Below are 22,211 nucleotides of genomic sequence, written 5' to 3' on the forward strand. Positions count from 1 at the left end.
CTCGCGCGTGACAACCTTTTTCTCTTGAAACAATTTACTTTTCTGCACCACTAAGGACTCATACTTATATGTTTCCTCACATTAAATTGGTAGTAGCCAATCATGTCATGTCAGATAGGAAAATGTCACACAAATTTTGAGGGGCGAATGCAGTATGTTCAGCTAGTAATGCGAGATGTGTGTACATGTAGCCTTAAAAAAAGGGAAATGAATTCAAAGTTCCCCTTAAAAAGGGGAATTGAGGAAGATCTGAAACGTTTCGCTACCCATAGTTGGACTTTTCAAGCATCCTTTGAGCCGAGCGGGAGTTGAGTTTAACTCGACTCCGATCTCGCCTTAAAATGAACTGATCCTTATGAAAATAAATGACTTTATAAAGCGCGAGTTATGGGACTTTTCATCAAGACTATTGGATTGCGTTAGGCTGAACCAAGCAGTCATCTACCCGACTCGTCTGGAGAAATCTTACGATAGAAAAGCTTCTACAAAAGTCAGTTATGTTTAAGCAGCTTAGCAATTTCCCGCACTAATACTTCTGGCTCCACTGGCTTTGCTAAATGCTGTTGAAAACCAGCCTGCAATAATTGCTGTCGATCAAGATCTCTGGCATAAGCAGTCAAGGCGATCGCTGGAAGGTTGCTCCCTTTGTTGTGAGGACGCGATCGAATTTGCCGGATCAGCATATAGCCATCCATTTCCGCCATGCCCACGTCACTCACCAACACATGGGGGATGAATCGGTCGAGGGCTTGCAGTGCCTCAACTCCAGACGCAACGGCAGTTACTTTCGCTCCACTTTGTTCTAGCAGAAACGCCTGAAACTCGCGAGTATCCGCATCATCGTCTACTAGCAAAATTTGTAGATTGCCTAAAGGAGTTTCTGCCAGAGTGCCGTCGTGGGGTGATTCTGGCTCGATTGAACGTGCCTGTAGATTGAGGGGTAACTGTACCGTAAAAGTTGCACCTTGATTCTCTCCCTCGCTCTCTGCCCAAACGGTGCCTCCATGCATTTCCACAATTTGCCGCACGATCGCCAGTCCTAAACCCAATCCACCAAATTTACGAGTCGTTGTGGCATCTGCCTGACGGAAATACTCGAATACATGGGGTAAGAACTGTGGATCGATGCCTTTTCCAGTGTCTGTTACGCAAATTTGGGCCAATTGGTCGAGTTGCCGCAATTCAATCGTTACTTGCCCACCATTTGGCGTAAACTTGACGGCGTTAGTGAGTAAGTTCCAGACTACTTGCTGTAACCGAGCCGCATCGCCAGAGACTAGAGAAGTCGCAGTCGCGAGGTCTAGCAAGATTTGAATATTCTTGGCTTCTGCCGCCAACTGCACTGTTTCGACTGCTGCCGTAATCACAAACGTCAAACTGACAGGAGTGACCGTTAAGCTCAACTTACCCTGCATAATGCGGGAGATGTCGAGTAGATCGTCAATTAGCTGTGTTTGTAGCTTGGCATTGCGCTCGATCGTTGCCAAAGCTTCACGTTGACGAGTTTCATCCAGTTTCCCCTGCTGCAATAGCTTTGACCAACCCAAGATCGGGTTGAGAGGCGATCGTAGTTCATGGGACAGCACCGCGAGAAATTCATCTTTAATACGGTTTGCTCGTTCAGCCGTCTCGCGTGCTGCTTGTTCCCGTTCCAGCAGTTGTTCTCGTTCGGCCTCAGCCCGTTTCACATTAGTGATGTTGAGGACGGTGCCGATAAAGCGGATAGCAATCCCTGCGGGGCTGAAAAATGCTTTTCCCTTTGCTGCAATCCACCGTTCTACGCCGTCTTCAATACCAATGGTGCGGAACTCAATATCATACTCTCCACCACTTTCAGGATTGAGAGAATATTGCACAACTTGGTTAGTGCGATCGCGGTCTTCGGGATGTAAGCCTGCCAGGAAGATCTCGTAGTTGATGTCTGCTGTAGGCGATACCCCAAACATGGCTTTGCATTGTTCATCCCATTGCAATACATCTGTCATGGGGTTGAAGTCCCATGCACCTAGTTGTGCTGACTTCAGCGCCAGCCGTAAGCGGTTTTCACTCTCGCGCAGAGCGGCTTCGGCACGGGCGCGTTCGACTGCCGCCCAAGTAGATTCGGCAACTTCTTCCACCAAAGACACCTCATCCGGTGTCCAAACTCGCGATTCGGATGCGTGGACTGCCAGTCCAGCGACAAATTCGCCTTCCTTGAGCAAGGGTATGCCAACATAAGCACCAATCTGAATCGCGGCATAAGCTGACCGTTCCTCTGAAGACAAATGAGGATCGGTTGCCACATCAGGTATGGATACGGTACGACCAGCGCGGTACGCTGTGAGCAATTTGGGACCGAATGAATCCATTGAGTAGCCACCCGTAAGGGCGGCGGCACCATTGACATAATCGCGCTCAACAACATACCCAGCACCACGCACCTCGAAATAGGCCACGCGGTTTGCGCCGAGATACTCGCCCAATACCCGGCTGGCCGTAGCCTGAACCTCGACTGGATCGGCAAGGGGGCGAAGCGCATCGGCGAGAGAGAGGCGGAATGCATCCAATTTGGCAGCACGGCGCAATTGCTCTTCCGCCCATTTGCGATCGCTAATGTCGAGTGAAATCCCTAAGATCTGGTGGGGTAAAGCTTCTGTCGTTCGGTTGAAAACCACGGATTGTGAGTACAGCCAACGCCACTCGCCACTGGCATGACGCGCCTGATACTCAATTCCCAAAACCGTACCTTCTGGAGCAGAACGAAAAGACTCAAAGTATTTCAATACTTTCTCTAAATCATCCGGGTGAATCAGCGTAGGGATAGCGTCGGCTCCCATGGCCTGCACTTGCTCAGAGGTGTATCCCAAAAAATCAGCGATTTGGCGATTCGTGTAGACATTGCGCTGTTCAATGAGATCATGCACAAACAGAATACCTGGCATGGCTTCTGCAATTTGTTGGCTATAGCGTTGACTCTCCTGTAACTGGATTTCAATGCGCTTACGGGCAGTAATATTTTCAAAGGCCAAACCCAAACAGCGATTGGGCAACGGAAACGCTTTTAAGCTATAAATCCCAGCAGTGATGCCATCTTCTCCATAGGAGACCTCCCCAAAATCTAGCGCTTGTCCGCTACGAACCACTTCCATATACTGATGCACCAGTGGCGTTTGCAACAGCATTGGGAAACGCTCTGCCATTGTCCGTCCAATGAGTGGCTCGAAATTAAACCCTGTTGACTCTGAAGCCGCAGGATTGGCAATGAGCAAGCGGAAGGAACCTGGATCATTGAGGTCTTCGAGTTGCCAAACGACCATGCCCACCTGAGTATCACGAACTATATCAGCATAGAGTTGCAAGCGTTCCGCAGCCTGCTGCCGTTCCAGTTCAGCGGCAATTCGCACAGCAAAAATGGTCAGTAAAGATTGAACAAGCTGAAGATTCTCTAAAGGCTTGCCGTCCATCACGCTTAGCAATCCTAACGGTTTGCCCGCTGAATCAAAAAACGGAATGGCGGCATAGCTCTCAACGCTCAGCGAAGCCAAGACGTGATCTTTGGGAAACAAAGCCTGAATTCCCTGTGGATAGTAACACAGCTTCTGTTGCTGAATCACTTCCAGGGAAGGCGTATCTTGCAACCCATATTCCATGTTGTCTATGATTTGACCCTGAGCGCAAAAAGCAATTGTTTCTAATGCCTCTGGGTGCTCGTTCACCAACAAACTGATACAGGCGTAGCTCATGCCCAGTGCTTTGGTCAGATGTTGTACCAAAGCGGGAAAAAACGCATGACCTATGACCGTGGAGACCCCTTGCATTACCTCCAGCAGCGCTGCATCGACCTGAGCAATTTGATGAGCCGCTAATCTTAGTTCCAGCTCATCAACCACCATTGCGGCTAAGTCAACCAATGTGGCTTGCTGCTCGGTCGTTAATGAAGCACGGGGCTGACTGTCGAGCAAACACAGTGTTCCTAAATTAAAGCCGTCACGACTGAGCAGGGGCGCGCCTGCATAGAAGCGTACACCCGGTTCACTTTGCACAAAGGGATTGCAGGTAAAGCGATCGTCCAGTCGGGCATCAGGAACAATCAGCGGCTTATCGGTCAACACGGCAAAACTGCACAGGGTTTTATCGCGAGGCACTTCATTGGCTCCAAACCCAACGCAAGATTTAAACCAGGCTCTCGACGTGTCCACCAACGAGATGAGGGAAATGGGCATGTCAAACAGCCGCGCTGCCAGTTTTGTAATGCGATCGAACGCTGCTTCCGGAGGCGTGTCGAGAATCTTGTAACGATGTAGCGCTGCCAGCCGCTCAGTCTCGTTGCTAGGGATCGGTGGGGACAAAGGTTTTTGCGGTAATGGGTCAGACATACTTCAACGAGGGCGTGAATTAGAGCAGGTTTACTTTAATGCTGGTTCATAATTCTGCTAATTGGTAGATTATTTGGTAGTCCTAAAAAATCATTACCCGAACACCACCTATTATTTAATATGACGAGTATCACGTCAGCAGTTTGAATGAAACCTATCTCTGGTAGAACTTCTGAAAAGCCTTTAATGTTGAAGCAACCGTAGCCTCGTTATCTGATTTGTAAACTTCGCTATCTGATGCAAACTTAGCTGGAGAAATCTCCCCTCATGCAATATGGCGACCGCCAAGGCGGTTAGGACGGGGACATTTTTGATAGAGCGCTTAACACCCCATCAAAAATGTCCTAAACAAACTGGCGACAGCTATAAATCGTGGGTGTTAGGGATGAGATCTTGCTTTAACCAGGAATCCGGCAGCATGGATCGCGCAGGCTTGCTTTTATCTGGCTCTCGTGGAAACCAGAATGCCATGCGTTTAGAAATTTCCACTAGCATTAACGTCACTAGGACTTTAATCAGCACCCCACTCCGGTTGCTAGTGCCGCACCAGAATTAACCCCGAATAGGATCACGGTAGTGGCGATCGCCACTTCAAAGTGGTTACTAGCCCCAATCATCGCCGCCGGAGCTGCATCTCCATAGGAAAGCTTGAGTCTTTGGGGTTTAAAGTGGTCTAGGATAGCGCTGAAACACACTTACCGTTTCGGTGGGTTCAGTCGTGGGCTGCTGACTATTAGAATCTGAAGCGCTCATGGATCACTCCTGAATGATGCAATTGATTGGCTAAGCCTGGGTCAAGCTCCTTCAATCTCAGCTCGCTCGTTGTGGGCGCACTGGCGCAGCAGGGCTGCTTCGAGGTAAGCCTTGGCTACACTTTGGTCGATCACCCAAGCCCAGATTGGAGGAATAGGATTGCACAACCTGAAACTCTTAATCCCACGCCGCCAAGCTAACGGTTTGTGATCTTATTGATATTTGAGCCTCTACCCTTTCTTAAAGATAAGCTAAACAAACGTTAAACCTCTTCTTAACCTAATCCTTATAGAGTAGCTGTGTCCTGTGTCTCGGTTTTTCCGCCTGCTCTGCTATGCCGAAAAAGAAAAGCATTCAACACATCATCAAGAAGTTTGCCGCTTCTGAAGATGCTATCCACAATACCTCTACGAATGACTCATTCAGCCAAGTTTTAGACCGTGCGCGGATGGGGCGGCGGGGTTTTCTCAAGGGTAGCTCATCTCTGGCAGCCGCTTCCATGTTAGGTATGGGGTTAGCATTCCTTGCAGATGGAGTTAACCAAAAAGGGCAAGTTGCCAAAGCAGCATCGAACTTTTCTCTCAGTTTCAATCCTGTTGCTAAAACGATTGCTGACACATTAACTGTTCCTGACGGTTACACTGCCAGGGTTTTTCTGGCTACAGGTGATCCGATCAAACGCAACGTTACGCCCTACAAGAACAACGGCACCGATAACGACTTTGAGGTTCGGGTAGGCGATCATCACGATGCCATGCAGTACTTTGGATTCGGCTCCAATGGCTGGGACCCGACCAATAGCGATCGCGCTCTGCTCTCCATCAACCACGAAGTCTGCGAAGATTTGGGCTTTGTCCATCCCAATGGTCCGACAGAGTATGGCCCAGAAAGCACCGCTGCCCGCCCCCCCATTGAAATTGACAAAGAAGTCGCCGCGCATGGGGTCACGGTTGTTGAAATCGCCAAACAGGGATCAACCTATCAGATCAATCTCAACTCGCGATACAACCGTCGCGTAACCGCAGCAACTGTTTTCGAGATTTCTGGACCCGCCCGTCGCAGTTCTATGATGGCTACAGCCTTTTCTCCCAATGGCGAACAGACGCGCGGCACATTGAACAACTGCGGTAATGGCTACACCCCGTGGGGTACGTACCTTAGCGGTGAAGAAAACTGGGCAGGATACTTCCATCGTCGGGAAGAGGATACTGCTCGCTCCCAGAAAGAATTAGCATCTCTCAAACGCTACGGGGTCGGTAACGCCACGTCTGGTCGCTACAACTGGTCGCGGGCAAGCGCAACTGATAACACTGATCTTTACCGTCGCTGGGATGCTAGTAAGACTGGCAACAGTGCAGACCAGGATTTTCGTAACGTTGCGAATACCTTTGGCTGGGTCGTAGAAATTGATCCCTTTAACCCAGATGTCACCCCCAAGAAGCGCACGACCCTGGGTCGCATGGCGCATGAAGGAGCTTGGCCAGCTAAAGTTGTTGCGGGTCAACCCCTAGTTTTCTACACCGGTGATGATGCTCGTAACGAGTACGTCTATAAGTTTGTTTCCGCTGCGGCATGGGATCCCAGAGATGCAACGGGCGGACTAGCAGCCGGGGATAAATATTTGGATGCGGGCACTCTCTATGCCGCGAAATTTAACGAGGATGGCACAGGCGAATGGTTGCCCCTGACCCTGAGCAATCCGAAAGTGGCTAACTACGCTGACTATGCTTTTGCCGACGAAGCGGATGTGTTGATCAACGCTCGGATTGCAGCGGATGCTGCCGGAGCCACCAAGATGGATCGCCCAGAATGGGGCGGGGTCAACCCGGTCAATGGTGAAGTTTACTTTACGTTGACCAATAATGTGTCGAGCAGCAATGGTCGAGGTGTGAAGACACCGCTAGATGCGGCCAACCCTCGATACTATGCAGATGTCAAGAGTGACAAAACCACTCAGGGCAATGTCAACGGTCACATTATCCGCTGGCGCGAGTCTGGGAATAAGCCAACGGCAACCACCTTTGCCTGGGATGTTTACCTGTTTGGTGCTCAGGCCGATGCTGAGGCAAATGTAAACCTGTCCAGTCTAACGGATGAGAATGATTTCTCTAGCCCAGATGGTATCTGGTTTAGCGAGTCTATGCCGGGGCTGCTGTGGATTCAAACGGATGATGGATACTACACCGATAAAACAAACTGCATGATGCTGGCAGCACTGCCGGGGTCAGTGGGGGATGGCGAGTCCAAAATGGTGGCGAGCAAGGCTGTACCCAGCAATGCTGATGGTGAGCAGATGGTTAAAACTTATGTTGGGCAGACTGCTAGCCCAACCGTGTTGCGTCGCTTTCTAGTCGGCCCTCGCGACTGCGAGATTACTGGCATTACGGAAACACCTGATGGCAAAGCGATTTTTGTCAACATTCAGCATCCTGGTGAAAACAGTGAGTCGGTGACTGACCCAGCATTGTTTACCAGTCATTGGCCCGATGGCGGTAATGCGCGTCCTCGATCGGCTACGGTGATCATTACTCGCAATGATGGCGGCAAAATTGCCATTTAAGCGGCCTTAGTTCGAGGATCGTCAACTTGAGGAAAGCCTGACTTCGGTCAGGCTTTTTTGGCGGTCAATTACTTGCAAAACCGCTTAAGCACCCACCACACATACTCGATCATCCTCATCAATTTGACCCGCGATTGAAGAGCGACGATCGTCACCACCACAGATGCGGTTAGCAGCCGTTTCTAGTCTCAATAGCCGCCCAATCCAACGGGATAGATAGCCACTGATCAGCAACAATACTACGAAGATCAAGATGACATTGTGCATGGAGGTGAGCGATCGCCAAGATTAAGGCGTCAAATAGCTTTCAAAGCTAAGTTGCAGCTTTGCTCCATTTACTTCTCAATCGTCTCTTCAATCGCGGGTAGTCCTTATCTAAATACCACTATCCAATCGCGAAATGAATGGTTCATAGCGTTCTAGATCGGGTTTATAAAATAGTTTGTGTCAAGAGAGAAATCCTACAGTGGAAACCTGCCTTCAAATTCAATAGCAAATCGATTCAAAGCTACTTTCCAATCTCGAATGGGCACTGTCCACTTTTTGGAGATATGAGCGATCGCCCAGTTGATGACCTGCATCGCTGATTCATCGCTCAATACCTCTCGGCTAAGGATTTCCCAAGGTTTTTTGCCTACAGAATCTCAAGGGCTGCAGTATCCTTATAAACCTGTAAATCGCCCTATCCGAGAAGTATTGGGTTAGGACGGAGACATTTAGGGTGGGGCGCTTCGCGCCCCACCCTAAATGTTCTAGGCAAACTGGCGACAGCCCTATTTTCTGACTCAGGATTTCTTCAGAAACTCCTTAGCCTTTTCTCAGAAAGCCCTCATGGCTTTCTCAGCAGAGTAGCCGATTCTAAAGAGGTCAGAGAAAACGTTCTTTATTTGCAGGTTGACGTATGAAACACTTCATCATTCTTTCGATCGCCGCCCTCGCCCTTGCAGGTTTCAGCAGCGAAGCCATGGCTGAAAATGGTGGATTCTGTAGAAAAGTACCCTCAGCTTCAGTCTGTCAAGTCCGATAGCTAGATTCCTGCACTCACCGTTCAGCCGTTAGAGTTGATCTCATATGGGTTAATCTCTTGGAGGTTCATTTAAGGACTTCACCATCCAAAAAGAATGGGGCTGATAGCCTAATTTCTGGTAGAGGCTGAGGGCGGGTTGGTTGTCATGAAAAACCTGTAGTCCCATTTGTCGATCGCCCCGTTTTTTCGCCCAGGTTTCAGCCCACTGCATCAAAGCTGAGCCAATGCCTCGGTGACGATGCTCTGGGCTGACATAGAGCAAAAAAATGTAGGCATGGCGATCGCCCGTGATTTGATCGGTGGCATTGCCTATCCACAGGCAGGCAACTGGCGAAGGCTGCCCTGTATCTACCCACCAGAGGAGCGTATCTGCGCCAAGGTGCTGCTCTACCGTTTGCGCCAGATGAGCAAAGCTTTGCTTAGGGTACAGCTCCTCGTAGGTACGCTGCATAAATTTGACGAGCAACGCCCGATCTAGCCGAGAACCCGATCGCAAGTTGTAGCCCGGAACAGGAAAGCTCACAGTTAGCTTCACAAGCGGTTAAAGCTGCATCCCAGCTGTGTCTACAGGAGAGAGACCTCGCACTAATGCGTCAAGTGAGGCAGGCAATCCAGCCACATCTACGGCTCGCTCAAAAGCTTTTCCAGAGGCTTGATCCACGTCCTCAATGGGCGCGGGTGCCGCCATATCCTGCGGTAGAAAAATTCGGGCGCTCACGGCAACTAAGGAGAGCAAAAAAATAAAGACTACGATCAGAGGCGCAATGTATTGACGGAAAATAGCCATGGGTGGGGACTGGGGTAGGATATTAGAGCTTCTGTTCTCAAACCATTTCAAGATTTGTGAAGCCCTTCTCATATCCTACAACTTACGCTTCACCCTGCGTTTTCTGGCATTGCTTAATCTGGGCGCGATTTTTTTGGAAAGGGGCGCTCTGCGCCCCTTTCCAAAAAATCATACCTAAAATCAGCAACGCCCGTCTTATTCAGAGTCTTCTAGTCCAGGACGAGACAAAGCAGGGACTGGCGACTTCCAGGGCGCACAAATCGGCAGCAGCAGCAGTCCCGGCAATGCCGCCACCAGAGACAGCAGAAAGAAAGGTGCCCACCCTGTGACTTTGGCAATTTGCCCAGCGGGCGCAACCAAAATATCTCGGCTCACCGCCATCAGGCTAGACAGCAGCGCAAACTGAGTCGCTGAAAAGCTAGGATTGCAGCAACTCATCAGAAAAGCAACAAATGCCGCCGTGACCAGCCCTGCACAAAAGTTTTCAATGTTAATGGTCAGCACCATCAGTGAGTAGTTTTGCCCTACCTGCGCCAGCGCTAGATAAGCGAGATTGCTTAGCGCCTGTAAAGCTCCAAAGATCCACAGCGATCGGTTAATGCCAATGCGGCTAAGCACCGCGCCTCCCGTCAGCGCCCCTACGATCGTTGCCAGCAAGCCCATGCCGCCTTGAATCTGACCAATATCGGTTTGACTAAAGCCTGTCTGGAGCAGGAAAGGAGTTGCCATGTTGTTGACCAACCCATCCCCAAATTTGTATAGCACGACAAAGACCAGAATTACCGAGCCTCGCAGCACGCCCGATCGCTGGAAAAATTCTAAAAACGGCAGCTTTACCGCCTCTGCCAAGCTCTCAGGGGGGCGAACGCGCCGCTCTGGTTCTGGTGCCCACAGCGTAAAGCCGATGCTCAGCGCCATTAGTCCTGCCAGATAGAGATAGACGATCGTCCAAGGCATCCGATCGGCTAGAATCAGCGCTAGAGCGCCAGTCACCAACAGAGCAATTCGGTAGCCCAGCACCGTAATGGCAGCTCCTGCTCCCGCTTCTCGTTCTTCCAGCACATCCACTCGATAAGCATCAAAGGCAATATCCTGACTGGCGCTAAAAAAAGCGATCGCCAGGGCATTGATCGCCAGCAGTTCCAAATTTTTGCTCGGATCTTGCAGCGACATTGCCCCGATCGCCAGCACCAGAGCCACTTGAGCTATTATCAGCCAGCCTCTTCTGCGTCCCAAAAACGGCGGCACAAAGCGATCGAGCAAAGGCGACCAGAGAAACTTGAGTGAGTAGGGCAGCGCCACCAGGCTAAACAAGCCAATGTCTCTTAAATCAACGTTTGCTACCGTCATCCAGGCTTGCAGCGTTTTGCTCGTCAACAGCAGCGGCAGCCCTGAAGAAAATCCCAGCAGCAGCAGAGCCAGAATTTTGCGGCTTTGAAAGACCTGAAGCAGCGAAGACATAGACAGAAGGGCGATCGGATAATGGGGGCGATCGGGCTTTGCCATTTTCTCATATGCAGACCCTACGCAGAGGCGCATGAACTATCGTCATAGATTTGACATGGCGATGTCACCCAGATCAGCGACGATTGGCTAGACTAAATTGGCTAAATTTAGAGAGATAGCGATAAAAATAGTCAAAATAGCTTTGTAAGCGGTCTTCTAGAGCAAACACGAGCGGTTTAGGCAGAGAAGTTAGATAGAGAAAGTTAGATAGAGAAAAAATTAGGGATGCGCCAGCAAGCGAGAGGAATTAAACAGGGGCGGTCGGTGAGTTTCCCATGGGATGCTGTGATAGGGGTGTCGCTAGTTATGGTGGGATGTGCAGGAAGCGATCGCCCAGACGCTAATACCGCATCTTCCTCTAGCCCTGACCCGTCGGTCAAAACCATGATACTCACCAGCACGGCTTTCACGTCTGAGGGCTTGATTCCAGCTAAATTTACCTGTGATGGAGAAAATATCTCACCTGCTTTGGAGTGGAACTCACCTCCTGCGGGAACAAAGAGCCTAGCCTTGATCATGGAAGATCCTGACGCGCCGGGTCAGACTTTCATCCATTGGGTGCTTTACGATTTACCTCCCGATACCCGTCAACTGCCCGAAAAAGTTGTCTCTCAGCCTTTTCTGAAGCAGGGCGGAATGCAAGGCAAGAGCAGCTTTGGCAAATATGGCTACGGAGGACCTTGCCCGCCCAGCGGGACGCATCGGTATATTTTTAAGCTGTATGCGCTAGATCAGGCTATGGATTTGCCTCCTGGCACTACGCAAACTGATTTAGTCAACGCGATGCAAAATCACACCTTGGCCGAAGCATCCTTAACTGGAAAATATACGCGACGGCAATAACATTCATCAGAAGGTATGTCTAGAGTCATGGGAAAGTGGTCAGGAGAGAGGCGGATTGAAACGACAAAAATGGGACTGCGATCGCGTCTGTTCCTATCCCACATTATCGTCATGGTGGTGGGACTAATGACGCTGTTCACCATCGGCAAAATTTCCTCTCCTCGCTTCTTTGCCCTATATCTTGACCAATTTGAAGTCGGCAACTTAACCGTTAGTCAAGTCAAAGGTAGATTGGTCAGAACCTTTGAAGATGCTTGGAACCAAGGGGCATTTTGGTCGATCGCCGTTGGGGCATCCACCGCTGGAGCGCTGAGCTATTTGGTGACTAAACGGATTGTCCAGCCCCTGATTCAAATGGAAGAAATCACCAAAAAATTTGCTGCCGGACACCTAGAAGAAAGAGTTCCCGCCCACGACATTCCAGAAGTTGACCAGCTTGCCACTAGCTTCAACCGCATGGCGGCTACCTTGGAAGGCGTAGAGCAGCGTCGTCGAGAGCTGGTAGGCGACCTGACTCATGAGCTACGCACACCGCTGACGGTGCTAAAAGGCTACCTGGAAGGGCTGGCAGATGGCACGATCGAACCCTCTGAGGAAGTCTATCATCGCCTTTCCAGGGAAACAGCTCGAATGCAGCGCTTGGTCAACGACGTGCAGGAACTTTCCAAAATGGAGGCAGGGTATTTGCCGATTAAGGCGCGATCGTTGGATCTTCAGCCCTTGCTAGGATCGATTGTCCGACGGTTCTCTGACCAACTAGCCGAAGACAGTCCTCAGCTTGTACTGGAGTATCCACCCGCCATACCCTCAGCTTTCGCAGACCCTGAACGCATAGAGCAAATCTTAGTAAATCTGATTGGTAACGCCCTCCGCTATACGCTTTCTGGCTCGATCACAGTACGAGTTGAGCCAAATCTTGACAAAATCTGGATCTCCGTAACCGATACGGGTCAGGGAATTGCGGTTGAAGATTTACCCCATGTGTTTGAGCGGTTTTGGCGTGCCGATCGGTCGCGCGATCGCAATTCGGGTGGCACAGGCATTGGCTTAGCCATCTGCCGTCGATTAGTAGAACTGCAAGGGGGCAAGATTGCTGTAGAAAGCCAGGTCGGGGTGGGAAGCACGTTCAAGTTTTCTCTGCCGATCGCTCCAAGGAGTCTTGCAAAAATCACCTAAATAGTCCCTTAAAAAGTTTTGGAGCGATTTTTATCTCATCATTCCTCATAAGACTTGCCAAGGTTTCACAAAGTTTGCTAACTTGATTAAGCGCTTAAAAAGCTCGCCGGGATAGCTCAGTTGGTAGAGCAGAGGACTGAAAATCCTCGTGTCACCAGTTCAAGTCTGGTTCCTGGCATCCAATTAAATCAAGTAAAAAGCCCTAGACGCAAGCGTTCGGGGCTTTTTTATTTTAAGGTTTGCCGTACATCTGTTCTATATTTAGGCATTTTTGGGTCAGTTTATAGAGCGAATTGGGGGAAAATTGGGGGAAAATTTGAGGAGTGTGGATATACTGTGAGTAGTACGGATATATCTTCATCCGGAGCTATTAATGTATCCTAAAGGCAACCAGGGTAAGGGCAGCAAAGGCTCAGTTCAGTTCAAGAGCACAAAAGGTCGTCTGCAAATTGTCTTCTCGTACCTTGTTGAAGAGGATAGCGAGATTAGGCGAAAGCGTTTCTATATCTCCACTGGCTACGAGGATACGCCTCTCAATCGGCAGTTGGTTGGAGATACAGTGAGAACGATTCAACGAGACATTGACTATGGTGAAGTAGATCTGAGCTTGAGAAAGTACAAGCCTGCTGCTTCACTTACTACAGACTCGTCAATTCCCCCAATTTCCCCCAATGCCTCTACCCAAAGTCAACTGACTTTGTCTGAATTATGGGAGAAGTATTCGCAGTTTAAGAGGCATCAGGTTAGCCCAAGCACCTACTATAAAGACTTCACCAAACATAAAAATCATATCAGCAGACTCCCCAGCGATAAACTGGAGGACGCTGGTCTAATCCGGGACTACTTGCTGGAGAACCTCACTCTTGACGCTGCGAGACGGTGTCTAACGCAAGTAAAGGCTTGTTGCAAGTGGGCAGTAGACGAAAAGCTTATTGAGGTCAACCCATTCTTGGCTATGACCATTAAAAAGCCCAAAGGCTCGGATGAGGATAACGATATCAATCCTTTTAGCAAAGCAGAGCGGGATTTGATCATCGAAACTTTTCTCAAGAATAAGTATTACAAACACTACACAAATTATGTAAAGTTTCTTTTCTCCACTGGTGCTCGTCCTTCTGAAGTAGCTGCATTGCAGTGGAAGCACGTTGACGGCACTGTAGTTAAGTTCAGGCAATCAATTGTTGTGTCAGAAGATGGCTTAGTCTTAAAGCAAGGTCTAAAAACTCAGAAAAAGCGTGATTTCCCAATCAATTCTCATGTTCGAGCAATTCTGGACGACTTAAAGCCTGAAATTAGAGATCCTGAAGCCTTTCTATTCAGCAGTCCCAAAGGAGGTTTTCTAGATCAACACAATTTCTCCACCCGTGCTTGGAAATCGGTTCTAGGAGCGTGCAATGTTCCTCATCGCAAAAGCTATCAGTGTAGGCACACATTTATCAGTCTGTGCGCCGAAGAAAACATCAGCAGTATCCTAATTGGTAGATGGGTTGGAACTAGCGCAGAAATGATTGATAAACATTATGGAGCGACTAATTTCCCAAATTCAAAGCCTCCTGACCTCACCTAAGACTGATGGCAGCACTAAAAGATAGCTATGAAGGATATGAACTGTAGAGTTGAAATCATATCCTTCATGGCTGCCGCGCTTAATTGATTGAGAGTTCGTGCTGGCACCATCGGTGACTCAAGACTCAATATCTTTATATGCATGGATGTCAAGTGCAAGTAGAGGCTTGCTTAAACAGGTAGCAGCACTTGACTCCTAAATTTGAACAAAAATACACAAGATGACTTGACGAATCATGTTTTATGAGCTTTGATGAAAGAGAAGGGGAAGTCATAAGACACTACGTAACTTCTTCTCCAAAAATTACTCAGAATATCGGTTAACCATCGAAGGAGACCGCCAATGCGAAAACAATCGCGTTGGCGGTCTTTGTATTTTAAAGGATTTTCTACGCATGAGACACACAGCTTCGGCTTCCAGTACAGACCAAATTCGGTTTGCAGACAAACGAGAAATGTCTCGTTTAACTAACCTATCTCCAGAAACTCTTAAAAGGTATCGACTGAGTGGGTTTCTTGTTGAGAACGTCCACTGGATACGCTTAAACCTGAGAACTGTCAGATATTGTGTTCCATTGGTTCTTGACCGGATTCAGAATAAGCACTTGCCTGGCTTACATGAGAAGGCGATCGAGAATTACCAGTCCTTGTTGCTGTCTTATCAAGGAAAGACAAAACGCAAGTAGATTCATTCAACCTATGCAACAGAGGGGCTCTCTTAAAATGGCTAAAAAAGGTTTGAAAAGCACTAGAGGCAGACCGGAGATGTACTCAGAGGTGAAAACATCTGTCTGTCTCGCATTAACTCGTACAGCGATCGCCAAACTTGACGAATTGGCAAAGTCCATGCAGCTTTCCAGATCAGAATTCATTGAGCAAGCTGCTCGCGGCTTAATCAACTTCAATCTAAGGAATAAGTAGTGTCTGCTTTTTTGGTAAAAAATAGCTTAATTGAGACAGTAATTCCATTTTTATTCAGTATAGAAGTACTCTATAAAAAGCTGTTTTTATTCAATAAGAGCTAAAGCTTCTCTCCTCCATGATTTAGCTCTTATTCAATTAAATATGTAATAAGGCTTTATTTCAATCTTTATTACATTGACTGGGAAGCAGCAATCAGTACGATCCTTTGGCAGAGCCTACTTCACTTATTTTCTTCACGGAGTTTCAAAACTGAAAGTACCACGAACTTGCCTTGGCAATTGTTGACTTCTATTGTAATAAAGTATTTAAAAAATCTTTAAATTATTCCTTAAGTGTGATAAAAATTAGAAAAAGGAAATGCAAAAGTGAAGATCCTGGATTTTAGAAAAGTAGTCAGTCTGGCTGATTTTTATCATCTTTATGAAGTCTACTTGAAAAAAGAATTTGATGAGAAAAAAGCTTATTCAATTATTGCCAAAACAAAAACCAGCCTCATCCGCTTCGTGTTGCCCGAATGGGGATTTCCCTTCAAATTAGATGGTAATTTGTTACCCTCTGAAACCATTGAAGGCTTGAAATTTATGGAGAAAATCTCTATTTATCAGGCTATATATGCTTTAGAAGCACAAGATAAAGTGTTTGATCAATTTGGCGATCACGTCTCCTATGCCAGTCGAAGAGTTTACCGCTCCGCACTGAAAAAAATGATTGTTTGGGGGCGATCGCAAGACTGGTGGACGCAATCTGTTGAGCCTGTTCTTGATGGCAGAACTCCAACTATGGTAGTTCCCCAGAAACGAGTTGAGCATTGGCATAAGTTGAAGCCTAAAGAACTGCCGTCCAGTTTGAGTCAACAACTCGATGTGCTCTCCATCTACATGAGGACTATACGCCAGCCTAATCTTGCAGAGAGTTCATGGATACGTTACAGCAGAGAGCTTTTAGGGGTCTTCGGTTGGCTATGCCGAGTTAAGGGTATTTCTCTAGCTGAACTTAGCCTTGCCCATCTTGTGCCAGTTGAAGCAATCTACGATACGAGTGCTGCTGAACAAGTCGTTGGTTTGGTTCGGGAATATCTCGAATGGATGCGGGTCAATATTGGAGACAAAAAGTCAACATTACGATTTGCTTTGCAAGCTTTTTCCTACGTTGCGGAATACATTCACTATGAAAATACAAAATCCTTCCAATGATAATAAACCAGTCATTCTGGTCATTGAAAGCCTCAATAAGTTGCGAACTGAATTGAAGCTAGTTCAGTATCCCAAGACAACGAACCGGGTTCGTCAAGACAATTATGCCTTAGAGGCAAACCAATTCTCTTCTGATCTGTGCATGGATTTTGACAATTTACTTGATGCCAGGGTTAATCTTGATTCTGAGATTGACTGCTTCAAAAAAAAAGTTGGCTTGGAGACGGCAATACCTCAAATAGGCTGGGCTCACCGCTTGTTGGGTTGGTTGCATCGGACGAAGAAAATTCCCGCGGAAGAATTGAGGTTAACTGATCTCGTCCGCTTTGCTCCAAAAAAGATGGCACTACGCCAAGCAAAAAGCTTTGATGACACTCGACTCATTGAGCAAGCGACAGTTCAAGCAGCAGAGGATACTCAAAAAATTCTCAAAGCAGCGTTGAAATGGTTACGCAAAGAACGCCTGATTCATCCGTCTACAGAGAAAGGAATCGTAGAAGTTTTCCTGGTAATTGCTAAGTTTCTGTACTGTGAGGAAACTGATTCCTTAACAGCGGAAAATTATGGCGATATCCCCGTCATCATCATGCTGCGCCAGGAATTGAAGGAGGCTAAGCAGCGTGCAGAAAATGCACCCCCTGCCGCAGATGAGTCCCTCAAGTGGTTGAATTGGCCCGAATTTCTGGCTTGTGTTCATCACCTGGAAGCAGAATGTCAGCCTGTCTACAGCTATGGAGTGATGCGATCGCCAACAGCGATCGCTCGTAGCATTCAGCGTTATCTGTTGTTCGCTTTTTTAGCGTACATACCTCCAAATCGCCAGCGGATACTGCGGGAACTAGAGTCTGGCAAAACACTTGTTAGAGGCACCCTCAGCCCTGATGAGATCTTTGAAGCTGAGGAAGATGGGAAGTGGTATATCCATTTAATGAAAGGCGACTATAAGACAGGAAAGACCTATGGTGAACAATGGCTGATGGTTCCTGACGTTCTCTATCCCTACCTTGAGGCTTGGTTAAACCAGTGGCGAGCCGAATTCTCCCCTAAGCATAACTACGTCTTCACTAAGGAGAATGGCAAGCCTTACGACAAACCATCTGACTTGTCCAGCATCATTCGACGGACAACTCACCGTCTTACTGGAAAACTTACGACTTCTCATCTGATCCGACACATGCTAATTACTTACATGAAGCGTAATGGTGCTTCAGACGAGGTGATGCAAAGTCTAGCAGAAGCAATGCACCATAGCACAAAGACACAGTCACAGATTTATGATCGCCGCCACAAATTTGAAAAAGTTGCCGTTGCTCAAGAAGTGGTCATGAAGCTAGCAATGGGTGAGTCTGTCTCTCAACTTTCAGGTGGTCGATCGCTCACTGTTGAGGAAATTGCTCACCAGATTTTGCAATTGCCATCTGGCGATCGTCAACGCCTTCTTTCAATCTTCAATCAATCTTAGTTGGAGTCCTAAAATCCGCTGTAAAACCGGCAGAGGAAATGAATGATGAATGTAATCGACACAAAAAAAACTGCTGTTGTGATCGGCGATTGCCTTAAAAAAGAATTTTCTTGTGATCATCCTAACAGCAATCATGAGACTACGCCTCAGCAACTTCTTGAAGTGGTGAAAACACTACCTGAAGAATGGGCACTTGTTGCTGTTGGAGACAAAAAAGCACCTTTGGGAACAGACTGGCAAAATAAGCCATTGGCTCTGGAGGACTTTCGGAAAGCAACTCAAGCTGGAATGTTTGAATCGCTTTCAATCACCTCTAAGGAAGGTCAAACCTTTCACCCTTCCGTTAACTGGTGGTATGCAATTGGCGTTCTTTGTGGTAAGCCATCAGGTGGTCTCTTGTTTGTTGATCACGATGGAGCAAGTTGTGATGGACTCGTTGAGCAGCTTTCAAATCAACCAATTGCTCAGGCACTACCCAAGACTCTAGTTGTAACATCAGGACGGGAAGGACGCTATCAGGCTATTTATAGAGTACCTGAGCAGTTTTGGGATGCAATCGCTACCCGAAAGATCAGAACAGGAACTCAAGATAAGGATGGAAAGCCTGAGCAACTCGAGCTTCGATGGGATGGTTGTCAGTCCGTTGTTGGTGGATATCATCCGCTCACACACTCTTATCAGTGGTTGCCAGGTCAATCTCCTCAGGAATGTGAGGTCGCAGAAACTCCAAAATGGTTGATTGAGAGAATGTTGAAGGATATTCCTTTACATCAACCTGCTCAAGTGAAATCTAATCATCACCCAGCTTCACTGCTCTGCACTACTCGGGATTGGGCACGTTCCTACCTTGCCGCGGTTCCTTCTGCTGAAGATTACGACACTTGGATTCAGGTTGGAATGGCACTACATTCAGCAGATGAAAATCTCTTGGTTGACTGGGATGACTGGAGCAGAGGAGCTACTAACTATAAGCCAGGCGAGTGCGAAAGGCATTGGAAATCTTTCCAGCCTAGTAGAGGCATTGGGTTGGGAACGCTAGGGCAGTTGGCAAAACAGAATAATTGGCAATCACCGTTTAGAGAAAGTAAAAGCGATCGCTCTGCACCAACTGTTACTCACAGCAGTAACATCCTGGTAATACCGTTGCCTTTGCAGGAGTTAGAAGAAGATTTTGAGGAACTGGCTCAAGAAGTTCAAAGCTTTGTCCATCTAACCGAGGAACATGTACCAGTTCAGGATTTGCTCTCCCTTCGCTTAACAGTTCCATTAATGCATCGAGCAAAACAATTCAACGTTCCCTTAGAATCGTTTGTTGGGATTCTGTTGCCAGTTGCCGCTTCCCTGCTGAAGATTGGCACTCAATTAGAAATTAGTGCATCTTCGGAATACCGTTGCCCCCCCATTCTATGGACGGGGCTTGTGGGTGAGTCTGGAGCTAACAAATCGCCAATCTTTGACAGCCTACTCAAACCTCTAGAAGGGTTGCAAGCCCAAGCAGATGAGATTTACAAAATTGAGTTCACTCAATATGAAAATGAATTGGAGGATTGGCAGAAGTGTCCAAAGGAGAGTCGGGGTAATCAACCTCTTTTTCCAGTCCAACGAGAGTACTATCTGCAAGATGCAACCCTTGAGGCGATCGCGGCTTGCTTAAGCACTCAACCCGATCGGGGTGTGGTAATTCCGATTGATGAGTTTGCCAGCTTTTTCAACGGATTCAATCAGTACCGTTCTGGAGGGCGCGGTAACGATCGCCAAAAGCTTTTGTCTGCTTATGACGGTAAAGCAGTTAAGGTTAACCGTAAGGCAGGAAGCAGAATTTCCTTGACACAAACCGCAATTAGCCTCACAGGAACGATTCAACCTTGTGTGCTGCGGAAGCAGATGGGTGATTTAAATGAAGTCGATGGCTTCTGGGCTAGGTTTCTTTGGATTCAGCTACCACTAACTAGAATGCCCGCGCCAGGTGAAGGAGTCAGCTACGACCTTTCTGGACTGCTGCGAAGTCTTTATCAAGGACTGGAGTCGCTAACCCCTGAAACCTATCAATTTGACCAACGTGGACGAGCAATTTGGGTCGATTGGCACAACTATTGTGAGGATCAAAAGCTTGACGAAGCGAATCCTGCTCGCAGAGCAATTTATCCGAAAAGCAAAGAAAGAGCCGCCAGAATTGCGCTCGTTGTTCACTGCATTAATGCCGTAGTCGAAGACCGAATCCCAGAGCGGATTATTCCGAGCAATTTGCTAGAGTCTGCGATCGCCTTCACTAAATGGTCAATTGGGCAGACCCAACTCATTTATGCTGATGCTGGAGCCGTTTCGCATGAGGAAACATCTAAGATTGTTCGCTTCATTGAACGGTTTAGAAACAGTAGCTGGATTACTGCTAGAAATGTCACTCATTGGTGGTCTGCAAAACCGAAACTCAAAGCTGAGGCAGCAAGAGCTTTTATGAAGCAAGTTGTCGATTTGGGTTACGCGATCGATAATGGCAAAACTGGCAAAGATTATGCAATCCGCATAAAAGGGAATGCTGATAACAGTGGTAACAATCCTCCTGAAAGCTTTGACTCATTGGACACTGCGCTAGGTAACAAAAATGGTAACAGCCCAGTAACAACTAATGGCACCAATCCTGAACTACCCACTGAGCAGAATTTTAAGATTGAAAACAGCCTTGCTAGCTCCCTCGATAGTCTGAGTACTGGTGCTACCACAGAGCATTGCTCACGCAACAGCAGCAATGGCAAGGATGAATCTCCAGTGGATTTGTTACCTGATGTTATCAGAATTGTTACCACCCCAACTTCCCCTCCTGACCAGGGATCTACAGGGATTTGTTACCCAGTTACTGATACTGTGATTCAAGCTGGCGATCGCGTTGTCTTGACAGGCGAAGGTAGTAATCGCCCACCTGACGAACTGAAGGCCGTCTGGACTGTACAAGCAATTCAGGAGCAAAAGGCTATTGTGGAGTCTGAAACGTTTGAGCGTCGCGTTTTTCCACTAATGTGGTTAACACTTTATGAGTGAGCCACAGAGTAGGGGTAAGGAAGTCCAACCTTCTCAATTAATTGGGCAGTACCTTACTCTGGAAGAGTTTTGCACTTGCACTCAGACCTACCAGAAGTATGCTGACACCATTGATCCATACCCCAGGAATCTAGCGGAAACAATTCCAGCATTGCAGACACTTTGCCTGCATATCCTTGACCCTATCATTAACCACTTTAGTAGAAGCCGATTTCAACTCACCTATGGCTTCTGCTCAAAAGACTTGAAACGATACCTGAATCAGAAAGACCCACAGACAGGAAAAAAGAATGGTCGTGTTGATCCAAGTCGAGACCAGCATATGGCACATGAGGTGAACCAAAACGGCAGCTATTATTGCGATCGCCTCGGTGCTGCCTGTGATTTTCAGATTTTGGGGTTGGAGAGCGATCGCCTTGTAGAGTGGATTCTAGAAAAACAATTGCCGGTTGATTCGCTGTATTTTTATGGAAGCGATCGCCCCATACACATCAGCTATAGCCCGAAGCCTAGGCAAAATATTTGGGCATTCACTACGACTGGGATGCCTACGAGGAAAGGCATCGAAAATTGGATAGAAGCTGCGAAGCAATCGGACTGACTTATTATTGTAATCAGATAGGAATACCGAGCAGAAGTGTTGACTCCGTGTCCGATTCTCGATCGCTCCTAAGCATTCAACACATCTTTAAGGACAACAGTTGATAATCCTGGAACCTTACGTAAATCGGCATCGTTGGTTAGAAATACTGTGCAGCCTTTGTTCAGCGCCGTTGCAGCGTGGATAGCATCAGGCGTTTTGAGATTTATTTGAGCGCGGAGGGTCGCTGCACTTCTGAGAATAGTTTGGTTAACGGCAACCAGAGTAATTTCTGGAGAGAGTAGTAAAGCTTCGTAACGTCGAATCAGGTCAGTGTTTGACTGGCGAATAGGCAGGATTAGCGTTTCTAGCAGGGTAATTTCGCTGGTGATATAGCGCTACGCACATACGTTAGGACACTCTTTAAAGGCAGCATCAACGCA

At 47.7% G+C, this 22,211-nt stretch carries 16 protein-coding genes, 1 tRNA gene and 2 pseudogenes; 11 read left to right on the forward strand and 8 right to left on the reverse strand.

Annotated elements, in window-relative coordinates:
- Positions 1-491: 491 nt before the first annotated feature.
- On the reverse strand, positions 492-4,355 hold the full coding sequence (locus AC5JMP_RS21615) for a GAF domain-containing protein (RefSeq protein ID WP_495853565.1): 3,864 nt from the start codon (positions 4,353-4,355) through the stop codon (positions 492-494).
- A gap of 398 nt (positions 4,356-4,753) precedes the next feature.
- Positions 4,754-5,011 (reverse strand): annotated as a pseudogene (locus tag AC5JMP_RS21620) (arsenic resistance protein); the annotation flags it as partial.
- A 431-nt stretch (positions 5,012-5,442) separates the two neighbouring features.
- On the opposite strand from AC5JMP_RS21620, the gene AC5JMP_RS21625 reads away from it, so the two are divergent.
- Positions 5,443-7,668, forward strand: a complete 2,226-nt coding sequence (locus tag AC5JMP_RS21625; RefSeq protein WP_495853566.1) for a PhoX family protein — start codon at positions 5,443-5,445, stop codon at positions 7,666-7,668.
- Positions 7,669-7,752: 84 nt separating this feature from the next.
- Here the strand turns inward: AC5JMP_RS21625 and AC5JMP_RS21630 are convergent, their stop codons facing one another.
- Together AC5JMP_RS21630 and AC5JMP_RS21635 are read right to left on the reverse strand one after the other, a co-directional pair.
- Positions 7,753-7,935, reverse strand: a complete 183-nt coding sequence (locus AC5JMP_RS21630) for a hypothetical protein (protein ID WP_495853567.1) — start codon at positions 7,933-7,935, stop codon at positions 7,753-7,755.
- A gap of 194 nt (positions 7,936-8,129) precedes the next feature.
- Positions 8,130-8,264, reverse strand: a pseudogene (locus AC5JMP_RS21635) (IS256 family transposase); the annotation flags it as partial.
- 305 nt (positions 8,265-8,569) lie between these two features.
- Here AC5JMP_RS21635 and AC5JMP_RS21640 point away from each other — a divergent pair.
- Positions 8,570-8,695, forward strand: coding sequence for a hypothetical protein (locus AC5JMP_RS21640; protein ID WP_495853568.1), 126 nt, complete (start codon positions 8,570-8,572; stop codon positions 8,693-8,695).
- A 49-nt stretch (positions 8,696-8,744) separates the two neighbouring features.
- On the opposite strand, the gene AC5JMP_RS21645 is transcribed toward AC5JMP_RS21640, so the two are convergent.
- The 3 genes from AC5JMP_RS21645 to AC5JMP_RS21655 form a co-directional block, all read right to left on the reverse strand.
- On the reverse strand, positions 8,745-9,218 hold the full coding sequence (locus tag AC5JMP_RS21645; protein WP_495853569.1) for a GNAT family N-acetyltransferase: 474 nt from the start codon (positions 9,216-9,218) through the stop codon (positions 8,745-8,747).
- Positions 9,219-9,236: 18 nt separating this feature from the next.
- Positions 9,237-9,482, reverse strand: a complete 246-nt coding sequence (locus tag AC5JMP_RS21650; protein WP_495853570.1) for a DUF8624 family small hydrophobic protein — start codon at positions 9,480-9,482, stop codon at positions 9,237-9,239.
- Positions 9,483-9,677: 195 nt separating this feature from the next.
- On the reverse strand, positions 9,678-10,943 hold the full coding sequence (locus AC5JMP_RS21655; protein WP_495853578.1) for an AmpG family muropeptide MFS transporter: 1,266 nt from the start codon (positions 10,941-10,943) through the stop codon (positions 9,678-9,680).
- A 270-nt stretch (positions 10,944-11,213) separates the two neighbouring features.
- On the opposite strand from AC5JMP_RS21655, the gene AC5JMP_RS21660 reads away from it, so the two are divergent.
- The 9 genes from AC5JMP_RS21660 to AC5JMP_RS21700 all read left to right on the forward strand — a co-directional run bounded on the left by AC5JMP_RS21660 (position 11,214) and on the right by AC5JMP_RS21700 (position 21,789).
- Complete coding sequence (locus AC5JMP_RS21660) at positions 11,214-11,831, forward strand: YbhB/YbcL family Raf kinase inhibitor-like protein (RefSeq protein WP_495853571.1); 618 nt, start codon at positions 11,214-11,216, stop codon at positions 11,829-11,831.
- A gap of 15 nt (positions 11,832-11,846) precedes the next feature.
- The gene (locus AC5JMP_RS21665) at positions 11,847-13,007 is read left to right on the forward strand and encodes a sensor histidine kinase (RefSeq protein ID WP_495853572.1); all 1,161 of its coding nucleotides are present in this window, start codon (positions 11,847-11,849) and stop codon (positions 13,005-13,007) included.
- A 105-nt stretch (positions 13,008-13,112) separates the two neighbouring features.
- A tRNA-Phe gene (locus AC5JMP_RS21670) sits at positions 13,113-13,185 on the forward strand.
- A gap of 195 nt (positions 13,186-13,380) precedes the next feature.
- Complete coding sequence (locus AC5JMP_RS21675) at positions 13,381-14,574, forward strand: tyrosine-type recombinase/integrase (protein WP_495853573.1); 1,194 nt, start codon at positions 13,381-13,383, stop codon at positions 14,572-14,574.
- 764 nt (positions 14,575-15,338) lie between these two features.
- Positions 15,339-15,494 (forward strand): ribbon-helix-helix domain-containing protein, encoded by a 156-nt coding sequence (locus tag AC5JMP_RS21680; RefSeq protein WP_495853579.1) that lies wholly within the window; start codon positions 15,339-15,341, stop codon positions 15,492-15,494.
- Positions 15,495-15,862: 368 nt separating this feature from the next.
- The gene (locus AC5JMP_RS21685) at positions 15,863-16,690 is read left to right on the forward strand and encodes a hypothetical protein (protein ID WP_495853574.1); all 828 of its coding nucleotides are present in this window, start codon (positions 15,863-15,865) and stop codon (positions 16,688-16,690) included.
- Positions 16,691-17,030: 340 nt separating this feature from the next.
- Positions 17,031-18,152, forward strand: a complete 1,122-nt coding sequence (locus AC5JMP_RS21690; protein WP_495853575.1) for a site-specific integrase — start codon at positions 17,031-17,033, stop codon at positions 18,150-18,152.
- Positions 18,153-18,314: 162 nt separating this feature from the next.
- Positions 18,315-21,188, forward strand: coding sequence for a DUF3987 domain-containing protein (locus AC5JMP_RS21695; protein WP_495853576.1), 2,874 nt, complete (start codon positions 18,315-18,317; stop codon positions 21,186-21,188).
- The gene (locus AC5JMP_RS21700; RefSeq protein ID WP_495853577.1) at positions 21,181-21,789 is read left to right on the forward strand and encodes a hypothetical protein; all 609 of its coding nucleotides are present in this window, start codon (positions 21,181-21,183) and stop codon (positions 21,787-21,789) included. The genes AC5JMP_RS21695 and AC5JMP_RS21700 overlap by 8 nt, the downstream gene beginning before the upstream one ends.
- Positions 21,790-21,857: 68 nt before the next feature.
- Here AC5JMP_RS21700 and AC5JMP_RS21705 read toward each other — a convergent pair whose 3' ends face one another.
- On the reverse strand, positions 21,858-22,160 hold the full coding sequence (locus tag AC5JMP_RS21705) for a type II toxin-antitoxin system VapC family toxin (RefSeq protein WP_495853580.1): 303 nt from the start codon (positions 22,158-22,160) through the stop codon (positions 21,858-21,860).
- Positions 22,161-22,211: the final 51 nt, after the last annotated feature.

The sequence above is a fragment of the Drouetiella sp. genome (genome assembly GCF_059504425.1).